Annotated in this window: 21 protein-coding genes and 3 pseudogenes; 16 read left to right on the forward strand and 8 right to left on the reverse strand. The window is 68.9% G+C overall.

Features of this window, described 5'->3' with window-relative positions; translation table 11 throughout:
* Positions 1 to 118 precede the first annotated feature (118 nt).
* From B146_RS0100830 to B146_RS0100875, 9 genes and pseudogenes are all read left to right on the forward strand, one after another.
* Positions 119 to 787 carry an amino acid ABC transporter permease gene (locus B146_RS0100830; protein ID WP_019994506.1) on the forward strand — a complete coding sequence of 223 codons (669 nt, stop codon included), beginning with the start codon at positions 119 to 121 and terminating at the stop codon, positions 785 to 787.
* A gap of 11 nt (positions 788 to 798) precedes the next feature.
* Positions 799 to 1,449 (forward strand): amino acid ABC transporter permease, encoded by a 651-nt coding sequence (locus B146_RS0100835; protein ID WP_019994507.1) that lies wholly within the window; start codon positions 799 to 801, stop codon positions 1,447 to 1,449.
* Positions 1,436 to 2,170, forward strand: coding sequence for an amino acid ABC transporter ATP-binding protein (locus B146_RS24605; protein WP_019994508.1), 735 nt, complete (start codon positions 1,436 to 1,438; stop codon positions 2,168 to 2,170). The genes B146_RS0100835 and B146_RS24605 overlap by 14 nt, the downstream gene beginning before the upstream one ends.
* 34 nt (positions 2,171 to 2,204) lie before the next feature.
* Positions 2,205 to 2,987: a transporter substrate-binding domain-containing protein gene (locus tag B146_RS0100850; RefSeq protein WP_019994509.1), complete on the forward strand. Its 783-nt coding sequence runs from the start codon at positions 2,205 to 2,207 to the stop codon at positions 2,985 to 2,987.
* 46 nt (positions 2,988 to 3,033) lie between these two features.
* On the forward strand, positions 3,034 to 3,378 hold the full coding sequence (locus B146_RS0100855) for a RidA family protein (protein WP_019994510.1): 345 nt from the start codon (positions 3,034 to 3,036) through the stop codon (positions 3,376 to 3,378).
* A gap of 52 nt (positions 3,379 to 3,430) precedes the next feature.
* On the forward strand, positions 3,431 to 4,447 hold the full coding sequence (locus B146_RS0100860; RefSeq protein ID WP_019994511.1) for a succinylglutamate desuccinylase/aspartoacylase family protein: 1,017 nt from the start codon (positions 3,431 to 3,433) through the stop codon (positions 4,445 to 4,447).
* 27 nt (positions 4,448 to 4,474) lie between these two features.
* Positions 4,475 to 5,590: a LacI family DNA-binding transcriptional regulator gene (locus tag B146_RS0100865; RefSeq protein WP_019994512.1), complete on the forward strand. Its 1,116-nt coding sequence runs from the start codon at positions 4,475 to 4,477 to the stop codon at positions 5,588 to 5,590.
* A gap of 172 nt (positions 5,591 to 5,762) precedes the next feature.
* Positions 5,763 to 5,897, forward strand: a pseudogene (locus B146_RS28180) (haloacid dehalogenase type II); the annotation flags it as partial.
* Between the two features lie 178 nt (positions 5,898 to 6,075).
* The gene (locus B146_RS0100875; protein WP_019994514.1) at positions 6,076 to 7,410 is read left to right on the forward strand and encodes an NAD(P)/FAD-dependent oxidoreductase; all 1,335 of its coding nucleotides are present in this window, start codon (positions 6,076 to 6,078) and stop codon (positions 7,408 to 7,410) included.
* A 50-nt stretch (positions 7,411 to 7,460) separates the two neighbouring features.
* On the opposite strand, the pseudogene B146_RS29655 reads toward B146_RS0100875, so the two are convergent.
* The 6 genes and pseudogenes from B146_RS29655 to argE form a co-directional block, all read right to left on the reverse strand.
* Positions 7,461 to 7,610, reverse strand: a pseudogene (locus tag B146_RS29655) (aminotransferase class III-fold pyridoxal phosphate-dependent enzyme); the annotation flags it as partial.
* Positions 7,611 to 7,713: 103 nt separating this feature from the next.
* Positions 7,714 to 9,177, reverse strand: a complete 1,464-nt coding sequence (locus B146_RS0100885; protein ID WP_019994516.1) for an NAD-dependent succinate-semialdehyde dehydrogenase — start codon at positions 9,175 to 9,177, stop codon at positions 7,714 to 7,716.
* A 15-nt stretch (positions 9,178 to 9,192) separates the two neighbouring features.
* On the reverse strand, positions 9,193 to 10,236 hold the full coding sequence (locus B146_RS0100890; RefSeq protein WP_019994517.1) for a tartrate dehydrogenase: 1,044 nt from the start codon (positions 10,234 to 10,236) through the stop codon (positions 9,193 to 9,195).
* Between the two features lie 67 nt (positions 10,237 to 10,303).
* Positions 10,304 to 10,660, reverse strand: a complete 357-nt coding sequence (locus B146_RS0100895; RefSeq protein ID WP_019994518.1) for a cupin domain-containing protein — start codon at positions 10,658 to 10,660, stop codon at positions 10,304 to 10,306.
* 29 nt (positions 10,661 to 10,689) lie between these two features.
* Complete coding sequence (locus B146_RS0100900; RefSeq protein WP_019994519.1) at positions 10,690 to 11,625, reverse strand: 2-hydroxyacid dehydrogenase; 936 nt, start codon at positions 11,623 to 11,625, stop codon at positions 10,690 to 10,692.
* Positions 11,622 to 12,743, reverse strand: coding sequence for an acetylornithine deacetylase (gene argE / locus B146_RS0100905; RefSeq protein ID WP_019994520.1), 1,122 nt, complete (start codon positions 12,741 to 12,743; stop codon positions 11,622 to 11,624). Before argE ends, B146_RS0100900 begins: the two co-directional genes overlap by 4 nt.
* A 280-nt stretch (positions 12,744 to 13,023) precedes the next feature.
* Here argE and B146_RS0100910 point away from each other — a divergent pair, with 280 nt between their 5' ends.
* The 3 genes from B146_RS0100910 to B146_RS0100920 are packed head-to-tail and all read left to right on the forward strand — an operon-like array spanning position 13,024 to position 15,547.
* Positions 13,024 to 13,890: a GNAT family N-acetyltransferase gene (locus B146_RS0100910; protein WP_019994521.1), complete on the forward strand. Its 867-nt coding sequence runs from the start codon at positions 13,024 to 13,026 to the stop codon at positions 13,888 to 13,890.
* 11 nt (positions 13,891 to 13,901) lie between these two features.
* A complete protein-coding gene (locus B146_RS0100915) occupies positions 13,902 to 14,084 on the forward strand; it encodes a hypothetical protein (protein ID WP_019994522.1) in 183 nt (60 codons plus the stop codon).
* A complete protein-coding gene (locus tag B146_RS0100920; protein WP_019994523.1) occupies positions 14,081 to 15,547 on the forward strand; it encodes an aldehyde dehydrogenase family protein in 1,467 nt (488 codons plus the stop codon). Before B146_RS0100915 ends, B146_RS0100920 begins: the two co-directional genes overlap by 4 nt.
* A gap of 243 nt (positions 15,548 to 15,790) precedes the next feature.
* Here the strand turns inward: B146_RS0100920 and B146_RS29660 are convergent, their stop codons facing one another.
* Both B146_RS29660 and B146_RS29665 read right to left on the reverse strand, forming a co-directional pair.
* A complete protein-coding gene (locus B146_RS29660) occupies positions 15,791 to 16,738 on the reverse strand; it encodes an autotransporter outer membrane beta-barrel domain-containing protein (RefSeq protein ID WP_244498143.1) in 948 nt (315 codons plus the stop codon).
* Between the two features lie 459 nt (positions 16,739 to 17,197).
* A pseudogene (locus tag B146_RS29665) lies at positions 17,198 to 19,039 on the reverse strand (phosphatase PAP2 family protein); the annotation flags it as partial.
* A 495-nt stretch (positions 19,040 to 19,534) separates the two neighbouring features.
* Here B146_RS29665 and B146_RS24615 point away from each other — a divergent pair.
* From B146_RS24615 to cyoD, 4 genes are read left to right on the forward strand one after another with little or no spacing between them, the layout of a single operon-like run.
* On the forward strand, positions 19,535 to 20,497 hold the full coding sequence (locus B146_RS24615) for a cytochrome ubiquinol oxidase subunit II family protein (protein ID WP_019994525.1): 963 nt from the start codon (positions 19,535 to 19,537) through the stop codon (positions 20,495 to 20,497).
* Positions 20,478 to 22,550 carry a cbb3-type cytochrome c oxidase subunit I gene (locus tag B146_RS24620; protein WP_019994526.1) on the forward strand — a complete coding sequence of 691 codons (2,073 nt, stop codon included), beginning with the start codon at positions 20,478 to 20,480 and terminating at the stop codon, positions 22,548 to 22,550. The genes B146_RS24615 and B146_RS24620 overlap by 20 nt, the downstream gene beginning before the upstream one ends.
* Positions 22,547 to 23,173 carry a cytochrome c oxidase subunit 3 gene (locus B146_RS0100940; protein WP_019994527.1) on the forward strand — a complete coding sequence of 209 codons (627 nt, stop codon included), beginning with the start codon at positions 22,547 to 22,549 and terminating at the stop codon, positions 23,171 to 23,173. The genes B146_RS24620 and B146_RS0100940 overlap by 4 nt, the downstream gene beginning before the upstream one ends.
* A complete protein-coding gene (cyoD, locus tag B146_RS0100945) occupies positions 23,170 to 23,496 on the forward strand; it encodes a cytochrome o ubiquinol oxidase subunit IV (RefSeq protein WP_019994528.1) in 327 nt (108 codons plus the stop codon). Before B146_RS0100940 ends, cyoD begins: the two co-directional genes overlap by 4 nt.
* The last annotated feature ends 10 nt before the right edge of the window (positions 23,497 to 23,506 follow it).

The following is a 23,506-nucleotide window of genomic DNA, read 5'->3' on the forward strand; positions in this document are numbered from 1 at the left end:
CATCCCGCCTCTTTTCTGGTCAAACGACCGGATCGGCGAGGCCGTGCCCACCCTCGATCCCGTCCCGCCTCCGTGCGGGACCGGGGCCTGTCCCCTCGCCCGCTCGCCCCGAAAGCCCATGAATCGACTGAATTTTTCCCAGCTTTGGCGCTATGACGACGTGCTCTGGCACGGCGTTCTCGTCACGCTTCTCCTGACCCTGATCGCGACCCTGGTCGGGCTCCTCATCGGCGCGGCCTGCGCCAGCGCGGCCCAAAGCCGCTTTGCGCCGCTGCGCTTTCTCGTGCGCGCCTATGTCGAGATCATCCGCAACACGCCGACGCTGATCCAGATTTTCCTGATCTTCTTCGTCCTGCCCTTTGCCGGGCTGCGCCTCCCGCCCGTCTATGCGGCGGCCACCGCGCTCTCGATCTATTTCGGCGCGCACGCCACCGAAATCCTGCGCTCGGGGCTCGCCTCCATCCCGCGCAGCCAGCTGGAAGCTGGCCAGTGCCTGGGGCTGACGCGCTGGGAGGTGTTTCGCCATGTCATCCTGCCGCCGGCGCTGCGCAACGTCTTTCCCTCGCTGACCAGCCAGATCGTGCTTCTGTTTCTGGGCACCTCGCTCGCCTCGCAGGTCTCGGCCGAGGAGCTGTTCCACGCCGCCGGCTTCGTGGAAAGCCGGACCTATCGCTCCTTCGAGGTCTATGCGCTGGTCTGCGGGATCTACCTCGCGCTCGTCCTCCTCATGAAGGGCATGTTCTTCGCGGTGGAGCGTCTCGCCTTCCGCTGGCCGACCGGGCGCTGAGGAGAGACGCGATGCGTGGTTTCACCCTTCAGGACGTCCTCACCATTCTCGCCGCGCTGCGCTGGACGCTCGTTCTCGTCGTCTTGAGCCTCGCCGTCGGCGCGCCCTTCGCGCTGGCTCTCGCGCTCGCCCGCACCGCCCGTGCGAAAGCCTCGCGCTGGATCGCCACGGGCTTTCTCCAGATCGTGCAGGGCGTGCCCGTTCTCGGGCTCATCATGTTCTTCTATTTCGGCCTGCCGGTTCTGACGGGCATCCAGGTCTCGGCGCTCGCCTCCGTCACCGTCGCTTTCGCGCTCTATACGGCGGCGTTTCTGGGTGAAATCTGGCGCGGCGCGATCCAGGCCATCCCTTCCGCGCAATGGGAGGCCGGCGCCTGCCTCGGGCTCACCGGCTGGGAGCAGTTCCGCCATGTGATCGGCCCGCAGGCCTTCCGCTTGGCGTTGCCGGCCACGGTCGGCTTCCTCGTCCAGCTCGTCAAGAACACCTCGCTCGCCTCGATCGTCGGCTTCGTGGAACTGGCGCGCGCCGGGCAGATCGCCTCGGCCGCGACCTTCCAGCCGCTGGCCGCCTATGCCTGCGTCGCCGCGATCTACTTCGCCCTGTGCTTTCCGCTGACCCTCTGGTCGCGCTCGCTGGAGGAACGCCTCGATGGCGCTCGTTGACATCACCGACGTCCGCAAGACCTTCGGCAAGCTCGAAGTCCTGAAGGGCGTCACCCTGCCGATCGAGAAGGGCGAGATCGTCACGATCATCGGCCGCTCGGGCTCGGGCAAGTCCACGCTTCTGCGCTGCATCAACGGGCTGGAGGCGATCGACAGCGGCGAAATCCGCATCGAGGGCGAACTGGTCCACGCACCGACGACGGACCTGCGCAAGCTGCGCCAGCGCGTCGGCATCGTGTTTCAGCAGTTCAACCTCTTTCCGCATTTGAGCGTCGAAAAGAACATCACGCTCGCCCCCGGTCTGCGCGGGCGCGTCGCCAAGGGCGAGCCGGCGCGCGAGCTGGCGCGGCGGGTGCTCGCCCAAGTCGGCCTGGAAGCCAAGATCGACAGCTATCCCGCGCAGCTTTCGGGCGGCCAGCAGCAGCGCGTCGCCATCGCCCGGTGCCTCGCCATGGAGCCGCATCTGATGCTCTTCGACGAGGTGACCTCCGCACTGGACCCGGAACTCGTCGGCGAGGTGCTCAAGGTCATGGAAGACCTCGCCCGGCAGGGCATGACCATGATCCTCGTCACGCACGAGATGAACTTCGCCCGCAACGTCGCCTCGCAGATCGTCTTCATGCACGAGGGCCGCGTCTGGGAGCACGGCACGCCGGCCGACATCTTCGCCGGCCCGAAAACACCCGAGCTCGCCAGCTTCATCGGCGCCTCGCAGCACTGATCCCCCTTTCCCTTCCCCTCAAAGGACTGACCCCATGCGCGCTTTCCGCACTCTTCTCGCCGCCTCGGCCTTTGCGCTCGCCCTTCTTCCCGCCGGCGCGGCCTTCGCCGACAAGCTCCAGGACGTTCTGTCCGCCGGCACGCTGCGCATCGGCGTTCTCGCCGATTCCGCGCCCTGGGGCTTCAAGGACGGGTCGGGCGAGTTGACCGGATTCGACGTGGAACTCGCCAAGCTCATGGCCGCCGACATGGGCGTCAAGCTCGAGATCGTGGAAGTCACCGGCCCGAGCCGCATCCCGAGCCTCCTGTCCGACAAGATCGACGTGCTCATCGCCGCCGCCGGCGCGACGCCGGAGCGCGCGCAGCAGGTCATGTTCTCGCAGCCCTATGTCGCCGTGCAGCTCGGCGTCTATGGCAAGGGCGACGCGCCGGCCTTCGAGAAGCCGGACGATCTGGCGGGCCATTCCATCGCGGTGGCCAAGGGCTCGACGCTCGACGTCTGGCTGACCGACAATGCCAAGGGCGCCAATATCGTCCGCTTCGAGGACGCCCCGAGCGCCATCGCCGCCTTCCGCGCCGGCCAGGTCGAGATGTTCGCCGAAAACAGCGCCATCGCGCTGAACGTCTCGGGCGCCGATGCCGGCGTTTCCCTGAAATTCGCCATTCGCCAGTCCCCCGCCCATGCGGCGGTCGCGCAGGGCGAGCAGAACCTCCTGAACTGGATCAACACCGACCTCTTCTACAACCGCATGAACGGCAAGCTGCAGACGCTGCAGATGAAGTGGTTCAAGGAAGCCGCGCCGCTGCCGACGCTCTGAGCAGCCCCACACGCTTTCTCTCCCCAAAACACGAAGAGACGAACCCATGATCCAGCGTTTTCAGAAGGGCCCGCGCATGTCGCAGGCCGTCGCCTATGGCGGCATGGTGCATATCGCCGGCCAGGTGGCCGACACCCGTAAGGGCACGATCGAGGTGCAGACGCGCGAAGTGCTCGCCAAGATCGAGGCGCTTCTGGCGGCAGCGGGCACCGACAAGTCCAGGCTCGTCGCGGTCAATGTCTTCCTGCCCCACATCACCGATTTCGACGCGATGAACGTCATCTATGACGCTTGGGTCGATCAGAGCGAGCCGCCGGCGCGCGCCTGCACGGAAGCCCGGCTCGCCGATCCCGACCTGCGCGTCGAGATGACCGCGATCGCAGCTCTCTGACCCCCTCTTTCGGCCGGGCGGGCGCGGCGCGCGCTCCCAGGCGGAGGCACCCATGCACACCGGTCTTTTTCATTCGATCGATTTCGAGCGGGACGGCAAGCACCTGTCCCATCTCGGCATTCCCTTTTCGGTCGATCGCTCGCCCTATTATCAGGTCAAAATCCCGATCTGCCGCATCCGCAACGGGTCCGGCCCGCGCGTTCTTCTCATGGCCGGCAACCATGGCGACGAGTACGAAGGCGAAATCTGCCTGACGCGGCTCGTGCGCCGGATCGAGCCCGATATGATCCGGGGCGAACTGACGATCCTGCCCTTCGCCAACCATCCGGCCGTCATGGCCGCGCGCCGTCGCTCGCCGCTGGACGAGGGCAATCTCAACCGCGCCTTCCCCGGAGACCCCTCGGGCACGCCGACCTTCCGCATGGCGCATTTCCTGGAAAGCGAGCTCTTCCCCCGGCACGACGTCGTGGTGGACCTTCATTCGGGCGGCACCTCCATGGAGCATCTGCCCTGCGCCCTGATCGAGCGGCAAGGCCCCCCTGAGCGCTTCGCCCGCGCCTTGGACCTCATGAAAGCCATGGGCCTCGCCTATGGCTTCGTCGCCGAGAACGGCGCGAGCGCGCCGACCTCCATGGCCGGCGCGGCGCGGGCCGGGGCGATCGGCCTGTCGGGCGAGTTCGGCGGCGGGGGCACGGCGACGCGCGACAGCGTGCGGGGCACCGAGCGCGCGCTCGACAATCTCCTGTTGAAACTCGGCATGGTGGAGACGCCGCCCTTCGGCACCGACCCGAGCGCCTTCGAGACCATGACGATCCTTGCGCTGGAGAGCCACGAGCAGGCGATCTTCGCCACGCATCGCGGCTGGTTCGAGCCCGCTGTGGCACTTGGCGACCGGGTGGAGGCGGGCGATCTCGCCGGCTGGTATCATGATTTCGAGCGCATCGACCGGCCGGAAGAGGAGCTGCGCTTCCAGCGCGGCGGCATCGTCCTGTCGCGCCGGCTCCACACCGATTGCCGATCGGGCGATTGTCTGATCCAAGTGGCCCGCATCGTCGGCGAGGCCGGCTAAGGTTTCAACGAGGACGTGCGATCCTTCATGACGGACGGGGCAAGGACTGCGACGGACCAGCGGGAGGCTCCGCCCCTCCCCACCTATGACGAGGTCGTTCGCGTTCGCCCCGCCGCCAAACCCGCGCCGACGAAACGCCACGCCGCGCTGATCGCCCGCCCGCCGCGCATCGAGGATGTCGCGCGCGAGGCGGGCGTTTCGCCCATCACCGTCTCGCGCGCGCTCCGCTCGCCCGGCCTCGTTTCGCCCGCGACGCTGGAGCGCGTGCGGGCCGTCGTGGAAAAGACGGGCTATGTCTCCAACCCGCACGCTTCGGCCCTGCGCTCGGGCCGCTCCAGCGTGGTCGCCGCCTTCGTCTCCAACCTTGTCAGCCAGCAATATCACGAGGCGGCCGATGCCTGCGGCGAGGTGCTGGAAGCGGCGGGCTATCAGCTGATGATCGGCCAGACCTCCTATTCCTACGCGCGCGAAACGGCGGCGGTGCATTCGCTGCGCGCGTTGAAGCCCGCAGCCGTCTTCTTCACCGGCGTCGTGGAACTGGAGGACAACCGGCAATTCCTGCGCGAACTCGGCGTGCCCGTGGTGGAAAGCTGGGCCTTCCCGCGCGATCCCATCGACATGCTGGTCGGCATTTCCAACACGGATGGCGGGCGCATGGCGGCCGAGCATCTCGTCTCGCGCGGGCGTGGCCGCCTCGCCTTTGTCGGGCGCAGCGGCGGGCGCGGGCGGCTGCGGCTGAAGGGCTTCGAGGCGCGGGCACGCGAACTCGGCGCGGAGGTCGTCGTCATCCGCGAGGTCGAGCATGTCCGCTCCATGTCGGAGGGGCACGTCGTCCTGCGCGAACTCGTGGCCTCCGACGCGAAGGCCGACGCCGTGTTCTTCGCCAACGACCTCCTGGCCATCGGCGCGCTTCTGGAAGCCCGCCGCCTCGGGCTCACCGTGCCCGACGATCTCGCGATCCTCGGCATGGGCGACAGCGAATTCGCCGCCCAGATGACGCCCTCCCTCTCCACCATCGCCATCGACGGCGCCGCCATCGGGCGGCGCGCGGGCGAGCTTCTGGCCGGGCGCCTGCTGGAGCGCTCCGGCCCGGCAATCTCGGAACACGTCCCCCTGCGGCTGGTGATCAGGGACAGCACGTAGAGCCCGCTCGCGCCTGATGTCCCCGTGCCGAAAGCGACCCGACAATCGCAATATCCTGCTCGGGCCCGGTGGAAATCGGTGATCCACCCGGCCATTTCGGCACTACCGTCGGCGCGTCGCCCTCCCCCTTTTTCCCGAAGGACCCGCGCGCATGACGAGTTTGCGTCCGAACGACCCGATGTCGGCCCATGATCTCGGCATCAGGAACAAGGTCCGGGTGAACAGGGGCCACGAGCCGGCCACCCCCGACCATGGCCATCCCAAGATCGAGGACATCGGCGGCCTGCCGGGCGTCGTCGGGCTCTGAGAGGACCCGTCTCGCCCTGTCGTCCTGTGCGCCACAGCCGCCGGACGCTCGAAGCCATTGGGCTCCGCCGGAGGGCGCGGGGCCGAGCCGATACGGTGCGGGGTCTGCTCTCGCGTCCCGCCTTTTACCCTCGCGAGGCCGCGCCGGCGGCCTCCCATCCTTTCGAAAGAGGTCCGTCATGCGCATCCACGTGAACCGCGTCGAGGACAGTCCCGCCTTTCCGCAAAGGGTCGATGTGGTGGTGATCGGCGCGGGCATCGTCGGCGCGTCCACCGCCTATGAACTGGCGCGCAAGGGTCTTGCCGTCGCGCTTCTCGAAAAGGGCATCGTCGCCGGCGAACAGTCCGGCCGCAACTGGGGCTGGGTGCGCCAGCAGAACCGCGCCCTGCACGAACTGCCGCTCGCCATGTACAGCCTGCGGCGCTGGGGCGAGCTGGGCGGGGAGATCGGCGCCGATCTCGGCTTTCGCCGCACCGGCTGCCTGTATGTCACCAAGGACGAGGCAGAGCTGGCGCGCTGGGAAGCCTGGAACGCCAAGGCCCGCGCCATGGGGTTCCGCAATGTGAGTCTGACGCAGGCCGAGGCGCGCGAGCGCATGAAAGGCAGCACCACGCCCTGGATCGGCGGGCTCTGGTCGCCCACCGACGGGCGCGGCGAGCCGGGCATGGCGGCCCCCGCCATCGTGGAGGGCGCCAAGGCGCTCGGCGTGTCCCTTCACCAGAACTGCGCCGTGCGCGGGCTCGACATCGCCAACGGGCAGGTGAAGGGCGTGTGGACCGAGCGCGGGCTGATCCGCGCGGACGCGGCGGTTCTGGCGGGCGGCGCCTGGAGTTCGCGCTTCCTGCGCCGGCATGGCATCGACCTGCCCGTCGCCAATATCGAGGGCACCGCCCTGCGCACGACGCCGGCCCCGGAGGTGGTGGAGGCCGGCTGCGTGACGGGCGCGGGCTACGCGCTGCGCCGGCGGCTCGACGGCGGCTACACGATCTCCGTGCCGGGGCACGGCGTCGTCAATCTCGCGCCGCAGGGCATCCGCTATGCCGCGAAATTCCGCGAGATGATGAAGGCCAAGATCGGCAAGAAGATCCAGTATCGGCTCAACGGCCAGTTCTTCAGCGGACCCGACGCCTGGGGCGGCTGGGACTTCGACAAGACCTCGCCCTTCGAGCGGATGCGCATCCTCGACCCCGCCCCGCAGCAGGCGCTGGTGGACGAGGCGATCCGCGCCCTCGTCGCCGACTTCCCGGTCTTCTCGGGCATCGGCGTGGCGGGCGCCTGGGCGGGGCTCATCGACACCTCGCCCGACCTCGTGCCCGTGGTCGGCAATCCGGACGCGGTGCGGGGCCTGACGATCGCCACCGGCTTCAGCGGCCACGGCTTCGCGCTCGGCCCCGGCGCGGGCCGGCTGGCGAGCGAGCTGGCGACCAACGAAACGCCCTTCGTCGAGATCGACGCCTACCGCACCGACCGCTTCACGGACGGCTCGGCGATCAGGCGGCCCGAGATGATGTAGCGCGCTGCGGAAGGGACGGCGGGCGGGCGCAGGCCGCGATCGTCTCCGTCGACCCTGTCCGACGGGAACATCGCGCCCATCGGGCAGGAGCCCGGCGTCAGGCCCTTGGCGAACGTCATGAGGGCCGGCACGAAGCCCTCGCCCGCGAACAGCGAGCCGGTGCGCCCGAAGCCGGTGATGACGTCGTCGGTGACGAACAGATGTCGAGGACGCGGATCGAGCCGCAATACCTCGGAAACGGCGACGCGCGCGGCGGGTCGGCGGAGCGCCCGGCCGGGCGCCCCGCGCGGGGTGGAGGGAGGATCAGGGGGCCTGGCGGATGCCGCCCATGTGGAGGGTCTTCACCTCCAGATATTCCTCGATGCCGAGATGGGAGCCCTCACGGCCGAGGCCGGACTGCTTCACGCCGCCGAACGGGGCGACCTCGGTGGAGATCAGGCCGGTGTTGAGGCCGACCATGCCGAATTCCAGCGCCTCGCCGACGCGCCAGGCGCGCGAGAGGCTTTCGGTGTAGAAATAGGCGGCTAGGCCGAAGGGCGTGCCGTTGGCGATCTCGATCGCCTCCTCTTCGCGCTCGAAGCGGAACAGCGGCGCGACGGGGCCGAAGGTTTCCTCGGACGCCAGCAGCATGTCGCGGTTCGCCTCGCCGATGACGACGGGGCGCGCATATTGCGCTCCCTGCGGCATGGCCACGCTTTCGGCGAGGATGCGGCCGCCCTTGGCCTTGGCGTCGGCCACGTGACGCTCGATCTTCTCGATCGCCGCCGCGTTGATCATCGGGCCGATCGCCACGCCCTCTTCCGTGCCCGGCCCGACCTTCATGCCCCGGACGCGTTCGGCGAGCTTCTCGGCGAAGCGGTCGTAGATGCCGGACTGGACGAGGATGCGGTTGGCGCAGACGCAGGTCTGGCCGCCATTGCGGAACTTCGAGATCAGGACGCCCTCGATCGCGAGGTCGAGATCGGCATCGTCGAAGACGATGAAGGGCGCGTTGCCGCCGAGTTCCAGGCTGAGCCGCTTGATCGTATCGGCCGCCCCGCGCATCAGGAGCGCGCCGACCCGCGTCGAGCCCGTGAACGAGATCTTGCGCACGGCCTCCGATTCCATCAGCGCCTTGCCGATGCCGGTGGGCATGCCGGTGACGATGTTGACGACGCCGGCCGGAATGCCGGCGCGCTCGGCCAGGACCCCGAGCGCCAGCGCCGAGAAGGGCGTGAACTCGGAGGGCTTGATGACGACCGTGCAGCCGGCCGCGAGCGCGGGCGCCACCTTGCGGGTGATCATCGCGTTCGGGAAGTTCCAGGGCGTGATGATGCCGCAGACGCCGACCGCTTCCTTCAGGACGAGAATGCGCCGGTCGGCCGTCGGCGAGGGAATGGTCGCCCCGCCGATGCGCCGGGCCTCCTCGGCGAACCATTTCACGAAGCTCGCGCCGTAGCGGATTTCGCCGCGCGCCTCGGTGAGCGGCTTGCCCTGTTCCATGGTGAGGATCTGCGCGAGGTCTTCCTCGTGCTCGATCATCAGCGCGTGCCAGGCCTCGATCAGCGCGGCGCGTTCGGCATGGGTCTTGCGCTTCCACGGGCCGAAGGCGCGCTCGGCGGCCTCGATCGCGGCCTGCGTCTCGGCCTCGCCCATGTCGGGCACGGTGCCGATCGAGGCTTGCGTGGCGGGGTCGACGACGTCCACCGTCGCGCCCGAGCGGGCGTCGGCCCATGCGCCGCCGATCAGCCCCTGGAAGCGCAGGAGGTCCTTGTCCTTCAACTGCATGTCGTCATCCTTCCGTTAGTTCAAGGCGTCGAGGACGGCCTTGGCGATCGCGTCGGTCTTGTCCTGTCCGGGGCGCGTGCCGATGCCCTGCGCGGTCGCCGCTTCCACCGCGCGCATCACGTCCGCTGCTGCGTCGCGCTCGCCCAGATGCTCCAGCATCATCGCGCCCGACCAGATCGTCGCGATCGGGTTGGCGATTCCCAGATGCGCGATGTCGGGGGCCGAGCCGTGGACGGGCTCGAACATGGAGGGCGCGGTGCGGTCCGGGTTGATATTGGCGGAGGCCGCGAAGCCGAGGCCGCCCTGGATGGCGGCGCCCAGATCGGTGAGGATGTCGCCGAAGAGGTTGGAGGCGACGATGACGTCCAGCGTTTCGGGCGCCATCACCATGCGCGCCGCCATGGCGTCGATATGGTAGGGCGTGACCTCGACGTCCGGATAGTCGGCCGAGATCGCCTGGGTCATCTCGTCCCAGAACACCATCGTGTGCTTCTGGGCGTTGGACTTGGTGACGGAAGCCAGCTTGCCGCGACGCGCGCGCGCCTGCTCGAAGCCGAAGCGCAGGATGCGCTCGACACCGCGCCGGGTGAAGACGGCGGTCTCCACGGCCACCTCGTCGGGCGTGCCGACATGGACCCGGCCGCCCGCGCCCGAATATTCGCCCTCGGTGTTCTCGCGGATGCAGAGGATGTCGAAGCCCTCCTTGCGCAAGGGACCCTCGACGCCCGGCAGAAGGCGGTGCGGGCGGATGTTGGCATATTGCGTGAAGGCCTTGCGGATCGGCAGCAAGAGGCCGTGCAGCGACACGGAATCGGGCACTTCGGCCGGCCATCCGACCGCGCCCAGAAACACCGCGTCGAAGCCACGCAACGTCTCGATGCCGTCAGCGGGCATCATCGCGCCGGTTTCGCGATAGAAGGCGCAGGACCAGGGAAAGCGGGTCGCCTCGAGCGCGAAGCCGCGCGAGGCGGCGGCCCGTTCGAGCACGGTCCAGGCGGTGTCGATGACGGCCGGCCCGATGCCGTCGCCGGGAACGAGCGCGATGCGATGGGTCTTCATGAGGCTCCTCGATGATAGGCGGGACCCGTGGGCGCGGCGGCCATGCCGCCGGCCCGGCGGAGGATCGTTACTCGTAGACGCAGACGTAGATCTTGCGAACCGTCTCGATCGTGCGCCACACGCCGACGAAGCCGGGCTTCATGACGAAGCTGTCGCCGGCGCGGAACGTGTAGGTCGGGCCGTCCTTCTCCACGATCTCGACGTGGCCGGCGAGGATGTGGCAGAACTCGAAGGTCGTGCCCTTGATCGAATGGGTCTCGCCGGGCGTGGCTTCCCAGATGCCGGTCTTGACCTTCTCGCCGTTGGAATCGTCCTGCGCCCAGGTCTTGAAGCTGGGCGAGCCCGAGATCAGGCGCTCGGGCAGGGGAACGGCGGGCTTGGGCTCGAAACTCGGGTTGGTGTCGATCGGAACGATCAGCGACATGGATCAGGTCTCCTGTAAGGGGGATGGGGTCAGTAGCCGCGCGCGCGATCGACGAGGCCGATCATCGGCTCGCCGGAGCGGTGGCGGCGGATATTGTCGATCACGGCACGGGCGGCGGTGCCGGCCTGCGTCACGCTCGCCACATGCGGCGTAACGATCACCTGCGGGTGGCGCCAGAGCGGATGGCCGGCGGGCAGCGGCTCGGGGTCGGTGACGTCGAGCATGGCGGCCGAGAGATGCTTGGCGTCGAGCGCGGCCAGAAGCGCCGAAGCGTCGAGCTGCGGCCCGCGCCCGGCATGGACGAGCGCCGCCCCTTGCGGCAGCCGGGCGAAGAGATCGGCGTCGAGGATGCCGCGCGTTTCGTCCGTCAAGGGCAGGAGGCAGACGAGGATGTCGGTGCGCGCCAGGAAGGCGCCGAGCCCGTCCGCGCCGTGGAAGCTTTCGACGCCCTCCAGGCTACGGGCCGAGCGGCTCCAGCCGGCGAGCGGGAAGCCGAAGGGCTTCAACCGCTCCATCGCCGCCTGCGCGAGCATGCCCTGCCCCAGAAACCCGACGCGCCGCTCCTCCGCCTGCCGGGGCGGCAGGGCTCGCCAGACCTCGGCCTCCTGCTGCGCGCGATAGGCGGGCAAGTCCCGGTGAAGGGCGAGAACCGCCAGGGCGACATATTCCTGCATCATGCGGATGATGCCGTCCTCGACCATGCGCACCAGAGCGACCCTCGGCGACAGGCCGACCGTGTCGAACTGGTCCACCCCCGCCCCGATCGAGAAGACGACCTCCAGATTGCGATAGCGGGCCAGGTCCTGCGGGATGGTCCAGGTCAGGAGATAGCGCACGTCGTCGGCTTCGACGGCGGCGGCGTCGGTCACGAAATCGACCTCGGGCAGATCGGCCGCGAAGGCCGGCGCGAAGACGGCGGCGCGCTCCTGGGTCGAGTTGAACAGGAAGACGGGGCGGACGCTCATGCGCGCAGCCTTTCGCCGAGTCGCAGGATCATCGCCAGACACGCCTCCAGTTCGCCGCGCGTGATGAACTCGTCCGGGCGGTGCGCGCGGGCGATGTCGCCCGGCCCGCAGATCACGGCATCATGGCCCGCGTCCTGGAAGAGCCCGGCTTCCGTGCCGTAGCTGACGGCCTCGATCAGGGGCCGGCCGGTCAGCTCGCCCATCAGGGCGGCGAGCGCGCTCTCAGGCGAAAGCGCCAGCGCGGGATAGGCGGAGAGCTCGCTCCAGCCGACCGAGAAGCCCTCGGCCTCCAGAGCGCCGAGCCGGGCGCGCAGCGGCTCCAGGAGCGCGCGGGGGTTCGCCCCCGCGATGGCGCGCACCTCGACCTCGGCCGTGCAATGGTCGGGGATCACGTTGAGCGCCCGCCCGCCTGTGACGATGCCGACCTGAAGCGTCGAATAGGGCGGCGCGAAGCGCGGGTCGAACGGACCCGCTTCCAGCGCGCGCCCCTCTGCCACCGCTTCGCCCAGCACGCCGACCATCGCATGGACGGCGTTGAGCCCCTGGTCGGGACGCGAGGAATGGCCGGACCGCCCCTTCACCTCCAGCCGCGCCGCCGCCTTGCCCTTGTGCGCGAGCACGGCCTGAAGACCGCTCGGCTCGCCGACGAGAACGCCGAGCGGCTTGGCGCAGAGCTTCGGCAGTTCGGCGATCATGTGCGGCACGCCGCGACAGCCCGCTTCCTCGTCATAGGAGAAGGCGAGATGCAGGGGGCGCCGGAGCGGCGTGGCGGCGAGCATGGGGAGCGCTGCGAGGGCGCAGGCGAGAAAGCCCTTCATGTCCGTCGTGCCGCGCCCGTAGAGGCGATCGCCCTCGCCCCGCAGCGTGAAGGGATCGGCGCTCCAACCGCTTTCGGTCGCGGGAACGACGTCGGTGTGGCCCGACAGGACATAGCCCGGCACGTCGGCCGGGCCGATCGTCGCGAAGAGATTGGCCCGGTCGCCTTCCGGCCCCGGAAGCACATGGACCACGGCGCCGTGGGACCGGCAATATTCGACGATCCAGTCCGTGATCGGCCCGTTGGGCGTGCCGACGACGGACGGAAAGCCGACCAGCGTCGCCAGAATGTCCTCCACCATATCAGCGCCTCCATTGGGAATGGGCCAAGGGTAGAGAAACGGGCGGGCCGTTCGTGCCGTAGATCGGGGAAGTTCGGAGGAAGATACCGAAAGCCGCCCGGTCTGCGGTAGAACCTTCGGCCTCTCCCGGATCACCCTACGACCCGAACCACATCGCCCGGGTTCTCGCCCTCCCGGAAGGGCCGGACCCGCCGCTTCCTCCCATCGAGCGCATGGGGCCGACGCAGGTCGCCGCAGCCCCTCTGCCTCGCAAAACGCATCGGAAAGGCGGGAACGCCGCATGGAAACCGCCAGCCGGGATCGCGACATCGCGACGGACGACGTCGCACTCGTTCCCTTCTCCACCCGCCATCTGCCGGGCGCGCACAAGCTGTCCGTGGATCTGCGCTGGCCCTATCGGATGGAGGATTGGGACTTCGCCCTGCAGGTCGGCCGGGGCTTCGTGCTGGAGCGCCAAGGCGAGGTGATCGCCACCGCCGCCTGGTTCCCCTATGGGCCGGATTTCGCGACGATCGGCATGATCATCGTATCGGGCGCGGCGCAGGGGCGCGGCTATGGCGCCAAGCTCATGGACGCGCTTCTCGACGCGGCCGGGCCGCGCGTCCTGCTTCTCAACTCGACGCCGGAAGGCCAGCCGCTCTACCTGCGGCGCGGCTTCGAGCCCGTGGGCACGATCCACCAGCACCAGGGCCTTCTGTCACGCCGCGTCGAGGCCCCCTCGCCAGACGTCGTGCGCCCGATGGAAACAACCGATCTCGGCGCGGTCCTGCGTCTCGACGAGGAGGCGACCGGCGCCCCGCGCCGCCTGCTTCTGGAGCGGCTTCTCGACGCCGGCGAGGCGCAGGTTCTCCTGCGCGACGGTGCGGTCGCGGGCTATGCCGTCTCGCGTGTCTGGGGACGCGGCCATGTCGTCGGCCCCGTCATCGCCCCCTCGGCAGAGGACGCGCGCCTCCTGATCGAGGCCGCCCTGTCGCGGCTCGAAGGGTGCTTCGTGCGGATCGACACGGAGCTGGACACCGGCCTCTCGCCCTGGTTCGAGGAGATCGGCCTGCCGCAGGTCAGCGACGCGCTGATCATGGTTCGCGGCACGATGCCGCCGCGCGGGCCGGCCCGCGTCTTCGCGCTTTCCAACCAATCCCTGAACTAGGACGCGCCGGCATGTCGCATGCCTGCCGTCCCGGCACCCTGCCGCCCCCGCGCTCCCGTTGGGCGCGGGGGCGCAGGCAGAACGCCACGGAGGTCGGCCGCGCGGCGCGGCCCGCCATTCCCGGCCCTTTCGGCAAGCCCTGGTTCCTGCCGATCGTCGGCGCCTATTCCCGCATCAAGGACCGTTTCCAATGATCGATCCCGTCCGGCATCTCGAAGAATCGGGCCATCTCTCGCGCTTCTACATCGACGGCATCTGGGTCGAGCCGCAGGGCCGCGAGCGGGCCGGCGTCGTCGATCCGGCTTCCGAATCCGTGATCGCGGAGATCCCGCTCGGCTCGGTCGCGGATGCGGACCGCGCCGTTCGCGCCGCCCGCAAGGCCTTTGCCGGCTGGTCGCGCACGGCGCCGGCCGAGCGCGCGGCGCTCCTGTCGCGCGTCCACGCGCTGGTTCTGGAGCGCGCCGAGCTGATCGCGCAGGCGCTGACCGGGGAGATGGGCGCGGCGATCTCCTATGCGCGGCAGGCGCAGGTGCCGCTTGCCGTCGAGCACCTGCGCGTGGCGCGGGACAATCTTCTGGACTTTCCCTTCGTCTCGCAGCGCGGCACCACGGCGATATGCAAGGAGCCGATCGGCGTCTGCGCGCTGATCACGCCCTGGAACTGGCCGCTCTACCAGATCACCGCCAAGGTCGGCCCGGCGCTCGCCGCCGGCTGCACCGTGATCCTGAAGCCGAGCGAATTGTCGCCGCTGAGCGCCCTCCTGTTTGCCGAGATCATGGACGAGGCCGGCTGCCCGCCGGGCGTCTTCAACCTCGTGCACGGGTCCGGCCCGGTGGTCGGCGAAGCCCTCGCCTCGCACGAGGAGGTCGACATGATCTCGATCACCGGCTCGACGCGGGCCGGCGTCCTCGTGGCGCAGGCCGCCGCGCCGACGGTGAAGCGCGTCGCGCAGGAGCTCGGCGGCAAGTCGCCCAACATCGTCCTGCCCGACGCCGATCTCGCCCGCTGCGTGCCGCTCGGCGTCGCCTCGGCCATGCGCAATCTCGGCCAGTCCTGCAGCGCGCCGACAAGGATGCTGGTGCCCCGCGCGCGCTTGGCCGAGGTCGAGGCGCTGGCGGCCGAGACGGCCGAGGGCTTTGCCGTCGGCGATCCCCAAGACGAGGCGACGACGCACGGCCCCATCGCCAACCGCGCCCAGTACGAGCGCATCCAGACCATGATCGAGGCCGGCGTCGCGGAAGGCGCCAAGCTCGTCACCGGCGGGCCGGGGCGGCCGGACGGTCTGGACAGCGGGCTCTTCGCGCGGCCGACGATCTTTTCCGACGTGCGCCCCGACATGGCGATCGCGCGCGAGGAGATTTTCGGGCCGGTGCTCGCCATCCTGCCCTATGACAGCGTGGAGGAGGCGATCGAGATCGCCAACGACACGATCTACGGCCTCGGCGCGCATGTGCACGGCGCCGATCTCGAGCAGGCCCGCGCCGTCGCCGCCCAGATCCGCGCGGGGCAGGTCCATATCAACGCGCCGGCCTGGGACCCCCAGGCGCCCTTCGGCGGCTACAAGCGCTCCGGCAACGGGCGCGAATACGGGCGCGAGGGCATGGAAGAATATCTCGAAACGAAATCCGTCCTCGGTTTCTACCCGAACCCCGCCTGACGAGAGCGCGCCCATGGTCCCGTCCGGGTCGGAAGCCCGGACGCGGGAGCTCGTCTTGGACGAGGCGGCCTTGTCCAGCCCGGCCTTGGGTGCGCCCCGGCGCGCCTGTCGCCGGCATCGCGCGGCAGGACCTTTCTATCGGCCGCTTCCTTCTCGCCGCCTCCCGAGCGCACGCCATTCCCGCCTCGGGCTGACTTTGAGGCCGGCGGCGCGCTCGCCCGAGCCCGCCGCCGGCCGACAGGGTCAGAAGCGGATGTTGAGATCCGCCCGAACGCCGTTCGACGAGGCGTCCTTGGCGAACTCGCCGCGATAGGACACGCCGAGCGTCGCGGCCTTGCCGAGATCGACCCCGAGGCCGAGCGACAGGCGGGCGGCATCCTCGGCGATCGGCGCGCCGACGACCGTGAAGCCGCCGCCATCGCGGAAGCTCAAGGACCGGTCCGGCGTCGTGTCGCCGAAGGCATGGACCCAGCCCGCCATGGCCTTCCACGTCACCTCCGTGCCCTGAACGGCGAAGGTGCCGCCGGTGCGCAGACCCAATGTCGTGAAGGTCGCGTCCTCCGTCTGATCGGAGGCCGACAAGGACGCCGCCCCGCCCCGTTCGCGGAAGCCGTCCGAGGACAGGGTGACATGGGACAGGTTGGCGAAGGGTGAGAGCGTCAGGCGCGGATCGATCTGGAAGGCGTAGCTGGCTTCGCCGAAGACCTCAGCCGATCCGGCATGATAATCGCTGGTCAGCTTGTCGGAGAAGCTGCCGAGAGAGACCGAACGCTGCGCGTCGATCTCGTTGTAGCTGTAGGCTCCGCCCGCCTTCAGCGACAGATTGCCGAGATCGACCTCGCCGTAGAGGCCGGCATGATAGGTCGTGACGTCGGCCGCGCCGCGAGGCGTGTCGATCGCCGAGCGCCCCCAGCCCGTGACGATTCCGAGCGTCCAGTCGTCGCCGACATGGCCGTTCGCGCCGACCAGGACGCCGCCCTGATCGGCATGGACCGACGCTGCGTTGGCATCGCCGCCGAGACGGGTCCGCGTGCCGTAGCCGGACAGGAAGGCGCCGGTCTCGCCGCTGGCGAGGCGATCGAGAACCGTGTCGGAGACGACATGGGCATCCGTCAGAAGCAGGGACTGGACGCTCGCATGGGCTTCGCCGGACAGCTGGTCGAAGGCCTGGCGCGCCTGCGCGTCGCTCATGAAGAGAACGGCGTTGTAGAGCGGAAGGCTGGCCGAGCCCGCAGACGGGTTCAGCGCGCCGAGCGCGGTCGCCGCCGCGCGCTGGTTGGCGGTGTCGGCCGCATCGGCGAAGGGCCGCGCGCCGAACGTCGTCAACTGGAGATCGACGCTCGCCGGGCCGTAGAGAAGCCGCGACTTGAGGAAGCTGGAATCGATCGCGAGCGAGCCGAACTGGCCGTTGACCCGGCCCGCCGTCAGGAGGCTGTAGGTCTGGCCGCCGGCATAGCTCGCGGTGCGGTCGAGCGTCGCGACCCGCAGCGCCGCGCCGTTCAGCGCCGCCGTGCCGCTGACGACCGTGCGATCCGACGTGCCGTTGCTGGCGATCTCGACATCATAGGTCGAGCCCGGCGCCAGGGTCAGACTGCCGTTGACCGTGATCGTGCCGACCGAATTGCCGGGCGCCAGATGGCCGCCCTCAGTGACGGTCAGGCCACCGAGCGTGGCATTGCCGCCGAGCGTCGCGTCGCGGCCGACCGTGACCGCGCCGCCCCAGGGGCCGTTCAGCGAAAGACGACCGCCATTGACCAGCGTCGCGCCGGTGAAGCCCGACCCGTCGCCGCGATAGGTGAGCTGCCCCGCGCCGCGCTTCTCGAACGTGCCGGTGCCCGAGAGCGTGTTGCCCATCGTGCCGTCGGCGGGGGTGTTCAGGCTGACCTGCCCGTTCGCGTCGATCTGGATCGGCCCCGTGCCGAAGGCGCCGCCATTGGTGCCGACGAGAAGGCCGTCGCCGACCCGCGTGCCGCCGGAATAGCTGTTCCGGCCGGTCAGCATGAGGGTGCCGGTGCCGAGCTTGGTCAGCTTGCCCGCGCCGCCGATGTCGTTGCGCCAGGCGTCGAAGGCGTTGAACCCGTCGAGGCTCTTGTCCATCGTGACGGCGACGTCAGCGGGAAACGCGCCGTAGCCATCGGCCGCCGCGAAGATGTTGAGACGCCCGTATCCTTCCGGGTCGTTCATCAGGGGATAGCCGGAGGGCAGCGCCGTGGTCGCCAGCACCGTGCGGCGCTGGTCGGCATTCAGATAGGGCAGACGCGTTTCCAGGAGCACTTCGGCGCCCTTGGGAACGAAGGCCGGCTGATCCGTCGCCGCGATCGGGGCGAAGCCGTAGGTCAGGCGGTCGCGCACGAAGGCGGCGTTGGCGTCCCGGCTGGCGAAGCGGTCGGCGGCGAGATCGGCCGCATGGGCGGCGACATAGAGATCGCTCGCCGTGGTGGAATTGGTTTCCTTCCTCAGCCAGGCCTGCGTCTGCCGATAGGCCTGCTGCTTCAGATCCTGCCAGGCGACACCGTCCTCGCCATTGGGCCGGTTGAGATTGTAGACGGCGGACGCCGTGCCGAGCATCCGGCCGCCGATGACGTCCAGCGGCGAGTGCATGCCGGCCACGATGCGGTTGTCGCCGAGGCGCACGGCGCGCGTCACCATTTCCTGGAAGCGCTGCGGCACGAGATAGGCCATCGCCAAGGCGTCGCGCCAGGCTTCCGCCGTGTGGCCGCTCGGAAAGCCGCCGTCCGTGACGGGCGAGGCGCTCTTGGCCGGCACCAGCGTCGGCAGGAGCGCGACGTCGCCGGACCAGCGGAAGGGGCGGCCGTACTTGAAGTAACGCTTGGCGGGCTCCGTCGAGGCGTTGGCGCCGACGCCGTTCACGAGATCGACGGCCAAGCCGAGATCGCCGTTGCCGCCGCTCGTGCCGATGCCGGCATTGTTGCCGCCGTCCTCGTATTTGCGCGACGTCGCGTCGGCCGCGACGCCCGTGATGGTGGTCGTCTGCTTCGTGCCCTGGACCCAGGCCCTGGTGAGGGGCCCGAGCCCGTCCAGGAGGCTGATGGCCTTGTTGCGACGGTCGTCGAGATAGGCTTCCGCCGCCTGATCGGCCGTGCGGTTGCGCGTGGCATCGATCACGGTCTGGATGTTGTGGGCGTGGACGGCCTGATCGAGAAGGATGCCGTCGGTCGGGCTGCGGGGGATGCCGTCCCAATCCGTCGGCGCGACGGCCGGGAATCCGTCCCGGGCCGGGGCCGACGTTCCTGCGTCCACGAACGGGGTGCGCGGCTGCCAGATGTCGAGGAAACCGCTCAGCAACCGGACGGCCGCGTTGGTTTCCTTGGTCGCGAAGCGGGCATCGCCCCGCTGGTTGGTCGCGCCCGTGTCGACGAAAGCAGGAACGGCACGGTTCAAATGGGCTTGCTGAGCAAAGGCCGATACGGGGACCGCCCCAAAGACGGCGGTCAGCGCCGTTGAGACGAACAGATTTTTCAGGGAGGGCATTTATCAGCCTGCAATACTAGACGGTTGTTGGCACAGGGAGCCACGGCCCGCGCTCCATGCCCGTCGCTCATAAAATCTTCGTGACAGCCCTTGTGAAAACGAACGGGATTAACGGGTTGTTCGAAAAATCTGGTGCGCCGGCGCCGGGGCCAGGATGACGCCGTGCCCATCTCCTCGACGTCACGGCGGGATCGGCCCTGCCCGAACCGGGTTGGAGTCGCGCTTTTCGCGGCGCGAAGCGCGTCGCGGGAGGCGTGCCGGGTCCGACATCGGACGGTCGGATCGAGGCTTCGGCGCCGGCTCGGTTTTCACCCGTTCGGCCATTGTCCCGGCCTGCGGCGCCTCAATATAGCGATCAAAACGAGATGACAGGGTCGTGATGGGCAGGATCGTTCGGGTCGCGGACAAAAGCGTGGAACGCGCGTCGCCCCTCCCGGGCAGGCGCGCGGCATGATGCGGGTGCCGAGAGGCTCGCGGAAAGCGGAGACCGTGGCGATGCCGCATCGGAGGCCCGTCGCCCGTCGATGGACGGGCCGCCTCGCGGCGCTCGCCCCGCTGGCGCTGCTCGCCGGCTGCGGGTCGGGCATCAGCTTTCTCGATCCGCACGGGCCGGTGGCCGCCACGCAGCGCGACCTCTTCTTCGAGGTGACGGCCTGGATGATGGTGGTGGTCGTGCCGGCCATCCTTCTCGTGCCCTTCGTCGCCTGGCGCTACCGGCGGAGCGCGACGCGCTCGACCTACAAGCCCGACTGGGGCTTTTCCTGGTCGCTGGAAGCGCTGGTCTGGGGCGTGCCGATCGTGCTCGTCTGCATCCTGGCGAGCCTCATCATCGGCAAGGCGCGCTCGCTCGATCCCTATGCCGCGCTCGCCTCCAACCAGGTGCCGCTCGACGTCGAGGTGATCGGCCTCGATTACAAATGGCTCTTCGTCTACCCGGAGGAGAACGTCGCCAGCATCGGGGTTCTCCCGCTGCCCGTCGGCCGCCCGGTGCGCTTCCGGCTGACCAGCGACACGGTCATGCAGTCCTTCATGATCCCCGCGCTCGGCAGCCAGATCTACGCCATGGCCGGCATGGTGACGGAGCTGAACCTCATGGCCGACCGGCCCGGCGTGCTTCTCGGCCAGAACACGCAGTTCAACGGCTTCGGCTTCCAGGGGCAGAAGTTCGACGCGCTCGCCATGCCGCCGGCCGATTTCGCCCGCTGGATGGCAGAGGCGAAGGCCGGCGACCGGCCGCTCGACCAGAGCGCCTATGCGATCGTGTCGCAGAAGGGGCAATTGGCGGACCTGCGCGCCCGGTTCCAGTTCGACCCGGCCAAGGGCCTGATCTTCTCCAGCGTCGATCCGACGCTCTTTTCCACCGTCGTCGCCCGCTACCGGCCCGATGCCGCCCATCGGCATCAGACCGACGAGACGCCAGCCCATTCGAACGGGGATCATGCCCATGCCGACCAGTGAGGGATGGTGGCCGCTCGTCTTCGGCCGCCTGTCCTACGACGCGCTGCCCTTCTACAGCGGCATCGCCACCGCCGCCGCGTCGCTCGTCGTCGTCGGCGCAATTTCCGTCGTCGTGCTCATCACCTGGCTCGGGCGCTGGGGCTGGCTCTGGCGCGAATGGCTGACCAGCCTCGACCACAAGAAGATCGGGATCATGTATGTGATCCTGTCCCTCGTGATGCTGTCGCGCGGCGTGGTCGAGGGCTCGATGATGCGCGCGCAGCAGGCGATCGCGCTCGACAATCCCGGCTATCTCCCGCCTGAGCATTTCGCCCAGCTCTTCTCCACCCACGGCTCGATCATGATCTTCTTCATGGCCATGCCGTTCCTGACCGGGATCATCAATTTCGCCCTGCCGATGCAGATCGGCGCGCGCGACGTGTCCTTTCCGCTCCTCAACTCCATCTCGCTCTGGCTGACGGCGGGCGGCGCGGGCCTGATGATGGCCTCGCTCGTGATCGGCAAGTTCTCGACGGGGGGGTGGAGCGGCTATCCGCCCTATACGGACGCGAGTTTCAATCCGGGCGTCGGGCCGGACTACTGGATCTTCGCGCTGACGCTCGGCTCGATGGCCTCCACCATGACCGGCATCAACGTGGCGGTGACGATCTACAAGAAGCGCTGCGGCGGCATGAGCCTGTTCCGCATGCCGCTCTTCTGCTGGACCTCGCTCTGCACGGCGATCCTGATGATCTTCGCCCTGCCGCCGCTGACGGTCGCCACCGGCCTCCTCGCGCTCGACCGCTACATGGACATGCATTTCTTCACCAATGGCGGTGGAGGCAACATGATGAACTTCGCCAACCTCTTCTGGCTGTTCGGGCACCCGGAGGTCTACATCCTGATCCTGCCCGCCTTCGGCGTGTATTCGCAGGTCATCTCCAACTTCTCCTCCAAGATGCTCTATGGCTACGACGCGCTGATCATCGCCACCATGTGCATCGCGGTCCTGTCCTTCACGGTCTGGGTCCACCACTTCTTCACGATGGGCCAGAGCGCCGATCTGAACGCCGCCTTCGGCGTCGCCACGATGACGATCGGCGTGCCCACGGGCGTGAAGATCTTCGACTGGATTCTGACCATGTTCCGGGGCCGGGTGCGCTTTTGCGTGCCCATGCTCTATTCGCTCGCCTTCATGGTCCTCTTCACCGTGGGCGGCCTCACCGGCATTCTCCTCGCCAATCCGGCGATCGACTTCCAGGTGCACAACACCGTGTTCCTGGTCGCCCATTTCCACAACATGCTGATCCCCGGCCTCCTCTACGGGATGCTCGCGGCCTACACCTACTGGTTCCCCAAGGCCTTCGGCTTCCGGCTGGACGAGGGGTGGGGGCGCGTGTCCTTCGGCTGCTGGGTGAGCGGCTTCTGCCTCGCCTTCCTGCCGCTCTACCCGCTCGGTCTCATGGGCATGCCCCGCCGCACGCAGGAATTCTTCGAGCCCGAATACCTGCCCTATACGATCGTGGCGGGCATCGGCGCCCTGCTTCTCCTCGCCGCGCTCGCCAGCCTCTTCGTGCAGCTCGTGATCTCGATCCGCCGCCGCGAGGACCTCGCCGTGCCCGCCGGCGATCCCTGGAACGGGCGCACGCTGGAATGGGGCATCCCCTGCCCGGCGCCGGAGTATAATTTCGCGGTCCTGCCGCTCGTCTCCTCGCGCGACGCGTTCCACATGGCCAAGCTCGACGGCACGGCCTATCCCCGGCACCGCTTCTATTCCGACATCGAGATGCCCCGGAACTCCATGACCGGGATCGTCTTCGGCCTGTCGCTCGCCGCCACGGGCTTCGCGCTCGTCTGGTATGTCTGGTGGCTGGCGATCCTGGGGCTCGTGGTGGCGCTCGGCGCGGTGGTCGCGCGCTCCTTCGTGCTTGACACGATGCGCGTCATTCCGGCCGAGGAGGTGCGCCGACAGGACGAAGCCTGGCTCGCCCAGGTGCATCGCCTGCCGCCCGTCTCGCGCGACGAGGAAACCACAAGCGTGAACATGGGTCTCGCGGAGCCGGCCGGCATATGAGCAAGCTCAGCCTGCATCGCCATCCGGGCCTCAATCTCGGACACACGGACCCGCAAGCGCATCGAGAGGCCGAGGAGACCGTCTTCGGCTTCTGGGTCTTCCTGATGAGCGACCTCGTCCTGTTCGCGCTCCTGTTCGCCACCTACGCCACGATGCTCGGCGCGACGGATGGCGGGCCGGGGCCGAAGGACGTGTTCGAGATCGGCGGCGCGGCGCTCGAAACGGGCGTCCTCCTCCTGTCGAGCCTCACCTTCGGCATGGCTTCGATCGCCATGAAATACGACGAGGCGCGCGGCCGGCTGACGCTCTGGCTCGCGGCGACGCTCGGTCTCGGCCTCCTCTTCCTCGGACTGGAGCTGCGGGACTTCGCGACCATGGCGAGCCAGGGCGCCGTTCCCTCGCGCAGCGGCTGGCTCTCCGCCCTTTACGCGCTGCTCTCGACCCACGGCCTGCATGTCGCGGCCGGCTGCGTCTGGATCGCGGTGATGATCGTGCAGATCCAGGTCTTCGGGCTTCGCCAGGAGGTGAAGCTGCGCATCCTCCGGCTCGGCCTGTTCTGGCACCTTCTCGACATCGTGTGGATCGGCATCTTCTCCGTCGTCACGCTCGGAGGCCTCGCATGAGCCAGACACCGGAGGAGCGGGAAGCGGAGAAGGCCAGCGAGCTGCGCTCCTACTTCATCGGCTTTGCGGCTGCCGTGGCGCTGACCGCGCTTCCCTTCACGCTGGTCGCCCTGGGTGCGGCCAGCGCCTCGACGCTCTGGTGGACGATCGGGCTCTGCGCCCTCGTTCAGGTGGTCGTCCATTTCCGCTTCTTTCTCCATATCGGGTGGCGGCGCTCGACCCGCGACGACCTTCAGCTGATCCTCTTCACCACGCTCATCATCCTCCTGATGGCGGGCGGCACGATCTGGATCATGGGCAATCTGCACGCCCGCATGATGTGAGGAATGGGGC

Source organism: Aureimonas ureilytica DSM 18598 = NBRC 106430 (assembly GCF_000382705.1).
Taxonomy (GTDB): domain Bacteria; phylum Pseudomonadota; class Alphaproteobacteria; order Rhizobiales; family Rhizobiaceae; genus Aureimonas; species Aureimonas ureilytica.

Excerpts from the sequence above, each read along its gene's own strand:
- B146_RS0100835 (WP_019994507.1), top strand. The coding sequence starts at position 799 with ATGCGTGGTTTCACCCTTCAGGACGTCCTCACCATTCTCGCCGCGCTG.
- B146_RS0100940 (WP_019994527.1), top strand. The coding sequence starts at position 22,547 with ATGAGCAAGCTCAGCCTGCATCGCCATCCGGGCCTCAATCTCGGACAC.
- B146_RS0100855 (WP_019994510.1), top strand. The coding sequence starts at position 3,034 with ATGATCCAGCGTTTTCAGAAGGGCCCGCGCATGTCGCAGGCCGTCGCC.
- cyoD (WP_019994528.1), top strand. The coding sequence starts at position 23,170 with ATGAGCCAGACACCGGAGGAGCGGGAAGCGGAGAAGGCCAGCGAGCTG.
- B146_RS24605 (WP_019994508.1), top strand. The coding sequence starts at position 1,436 with ATGGCGCTCGTTGACATCACCGACGTCCGCAAGACCTTCGGCAAGCTC.
- B146_RS29660 (WP_244498143.1), bottom strand. The coding sequence starts at position 16,738 with ATGAGCGACGCGCAGGCGCGCCAGGCCTTCGACCAGCTGTCCGGCGAA.
- B146_RS24615 (WP_019994525.1), top strand. The coding sequence starts at position 19,535 with ATGCCGCATCGGAGGCCCGTCGCCCGTCGATGGACGGGCCGCCTCGCG.
- B146_RS0100890 (WP_019994517.1), bottom strand. The coding sequence starts at position 10,236 with ATGAAGACCCATCGCATCGCGCTCGTTCCCGGCGACGGCATCGGGCCG.
- B146_RS0100875 (WP_019994514.1), top strand. The coding sequence starts at position 6,076 with ATGCGCATCCACGTGAACCGCGTCGAGGACAGTCCCGCCTTTCCGCAA.
- B146_RS0100915 (WP_019994522.1), top strand. The coding sequence starts at position 13,902 with ATGTCGCATGCCTGCCGTCCCGGCACCCTGCCGCCCCCGCGCTCCCGT.
- B146_RS0100920 (WP_019994523.1), top strand. The coding sequence starts at position 14,081 with ATGATCGATCCCGTCCGGCATCTCGAAGAATCGGGCCATCTCTCGCGC.
- B146_RS0100885 (WP_019994516.1), bottom strand. The coding sequence starts at position 9,177 with ATGCAGTTGAAGGACAAGGACCTCCTGCGCTTCCAGGGGCTGATCGGC.
- argE (WP_019994520.1), bottom strand. The coding sequence starts at position 12,743 with ATGGTGGAGGACATTCTGGCGACGCTGGTCGGCTTTCCGTCCGTCGTC.
- B146_RS24620 (WP_019994526.1), top strand. The coding sequence starts at position 20,478 with ATGCCCATGCCGACCAGTGAGGGATGGTGGCCGCTCGTCTTCGGCCGC.
- B146_RS0100910 (WP_019994521.1), top strand. The coding sequence starts at position 13,024 with ATGGAAACCGCCAGCCGGGATCGCGACATCGCGACGGACGACGTCGCA.
- B146_RS0100860 (WP_019994511.1), top strand. The coding sequence starts at position 3,431 with ATGCACACCGGTCTTTTTCATTCGATCGATTTCGAGCGGGACGGCAAG.
- B146_RS0100830 (WP_019994506.1), top strand. The coding sequence starts at position 119 with ATGAATCGACTGAATTTTTCCCAGCTTTGGCGCTATGACGACGTGCTC.
- B146_RS0100865 (WP_019994512.1), top strand. The coding sequence starts at position 4,475 with ATGACGGACGGGGCAAGGACTGCGACGGACCAGCGGGAGGCTCCGCCC.
- B146_RS0100900 (WP_019994519.1), bottom strand. The coding sequence starts at position 11,625 with ATGAGCGTCCGCCCCGTCTTCCTGTTCAACTCGACCCAGGAGCGCGCC.
- B146_RS0100850 (WP_019994509.1), top strand. The coding sequence starts at position 2,205 with ATGCGCGCTTTCCGCACTCTTCTCGCCGCCTCGGCCTTTGCGCTCGCC.
- B146_RS0100895 (WP_019994518.1), bottom strand. The coding sequence starts at position 10,660 with ATGTCGCTGATCGTTCCGATCGACACCAACCCGAGTTTCGAGCCCAAG.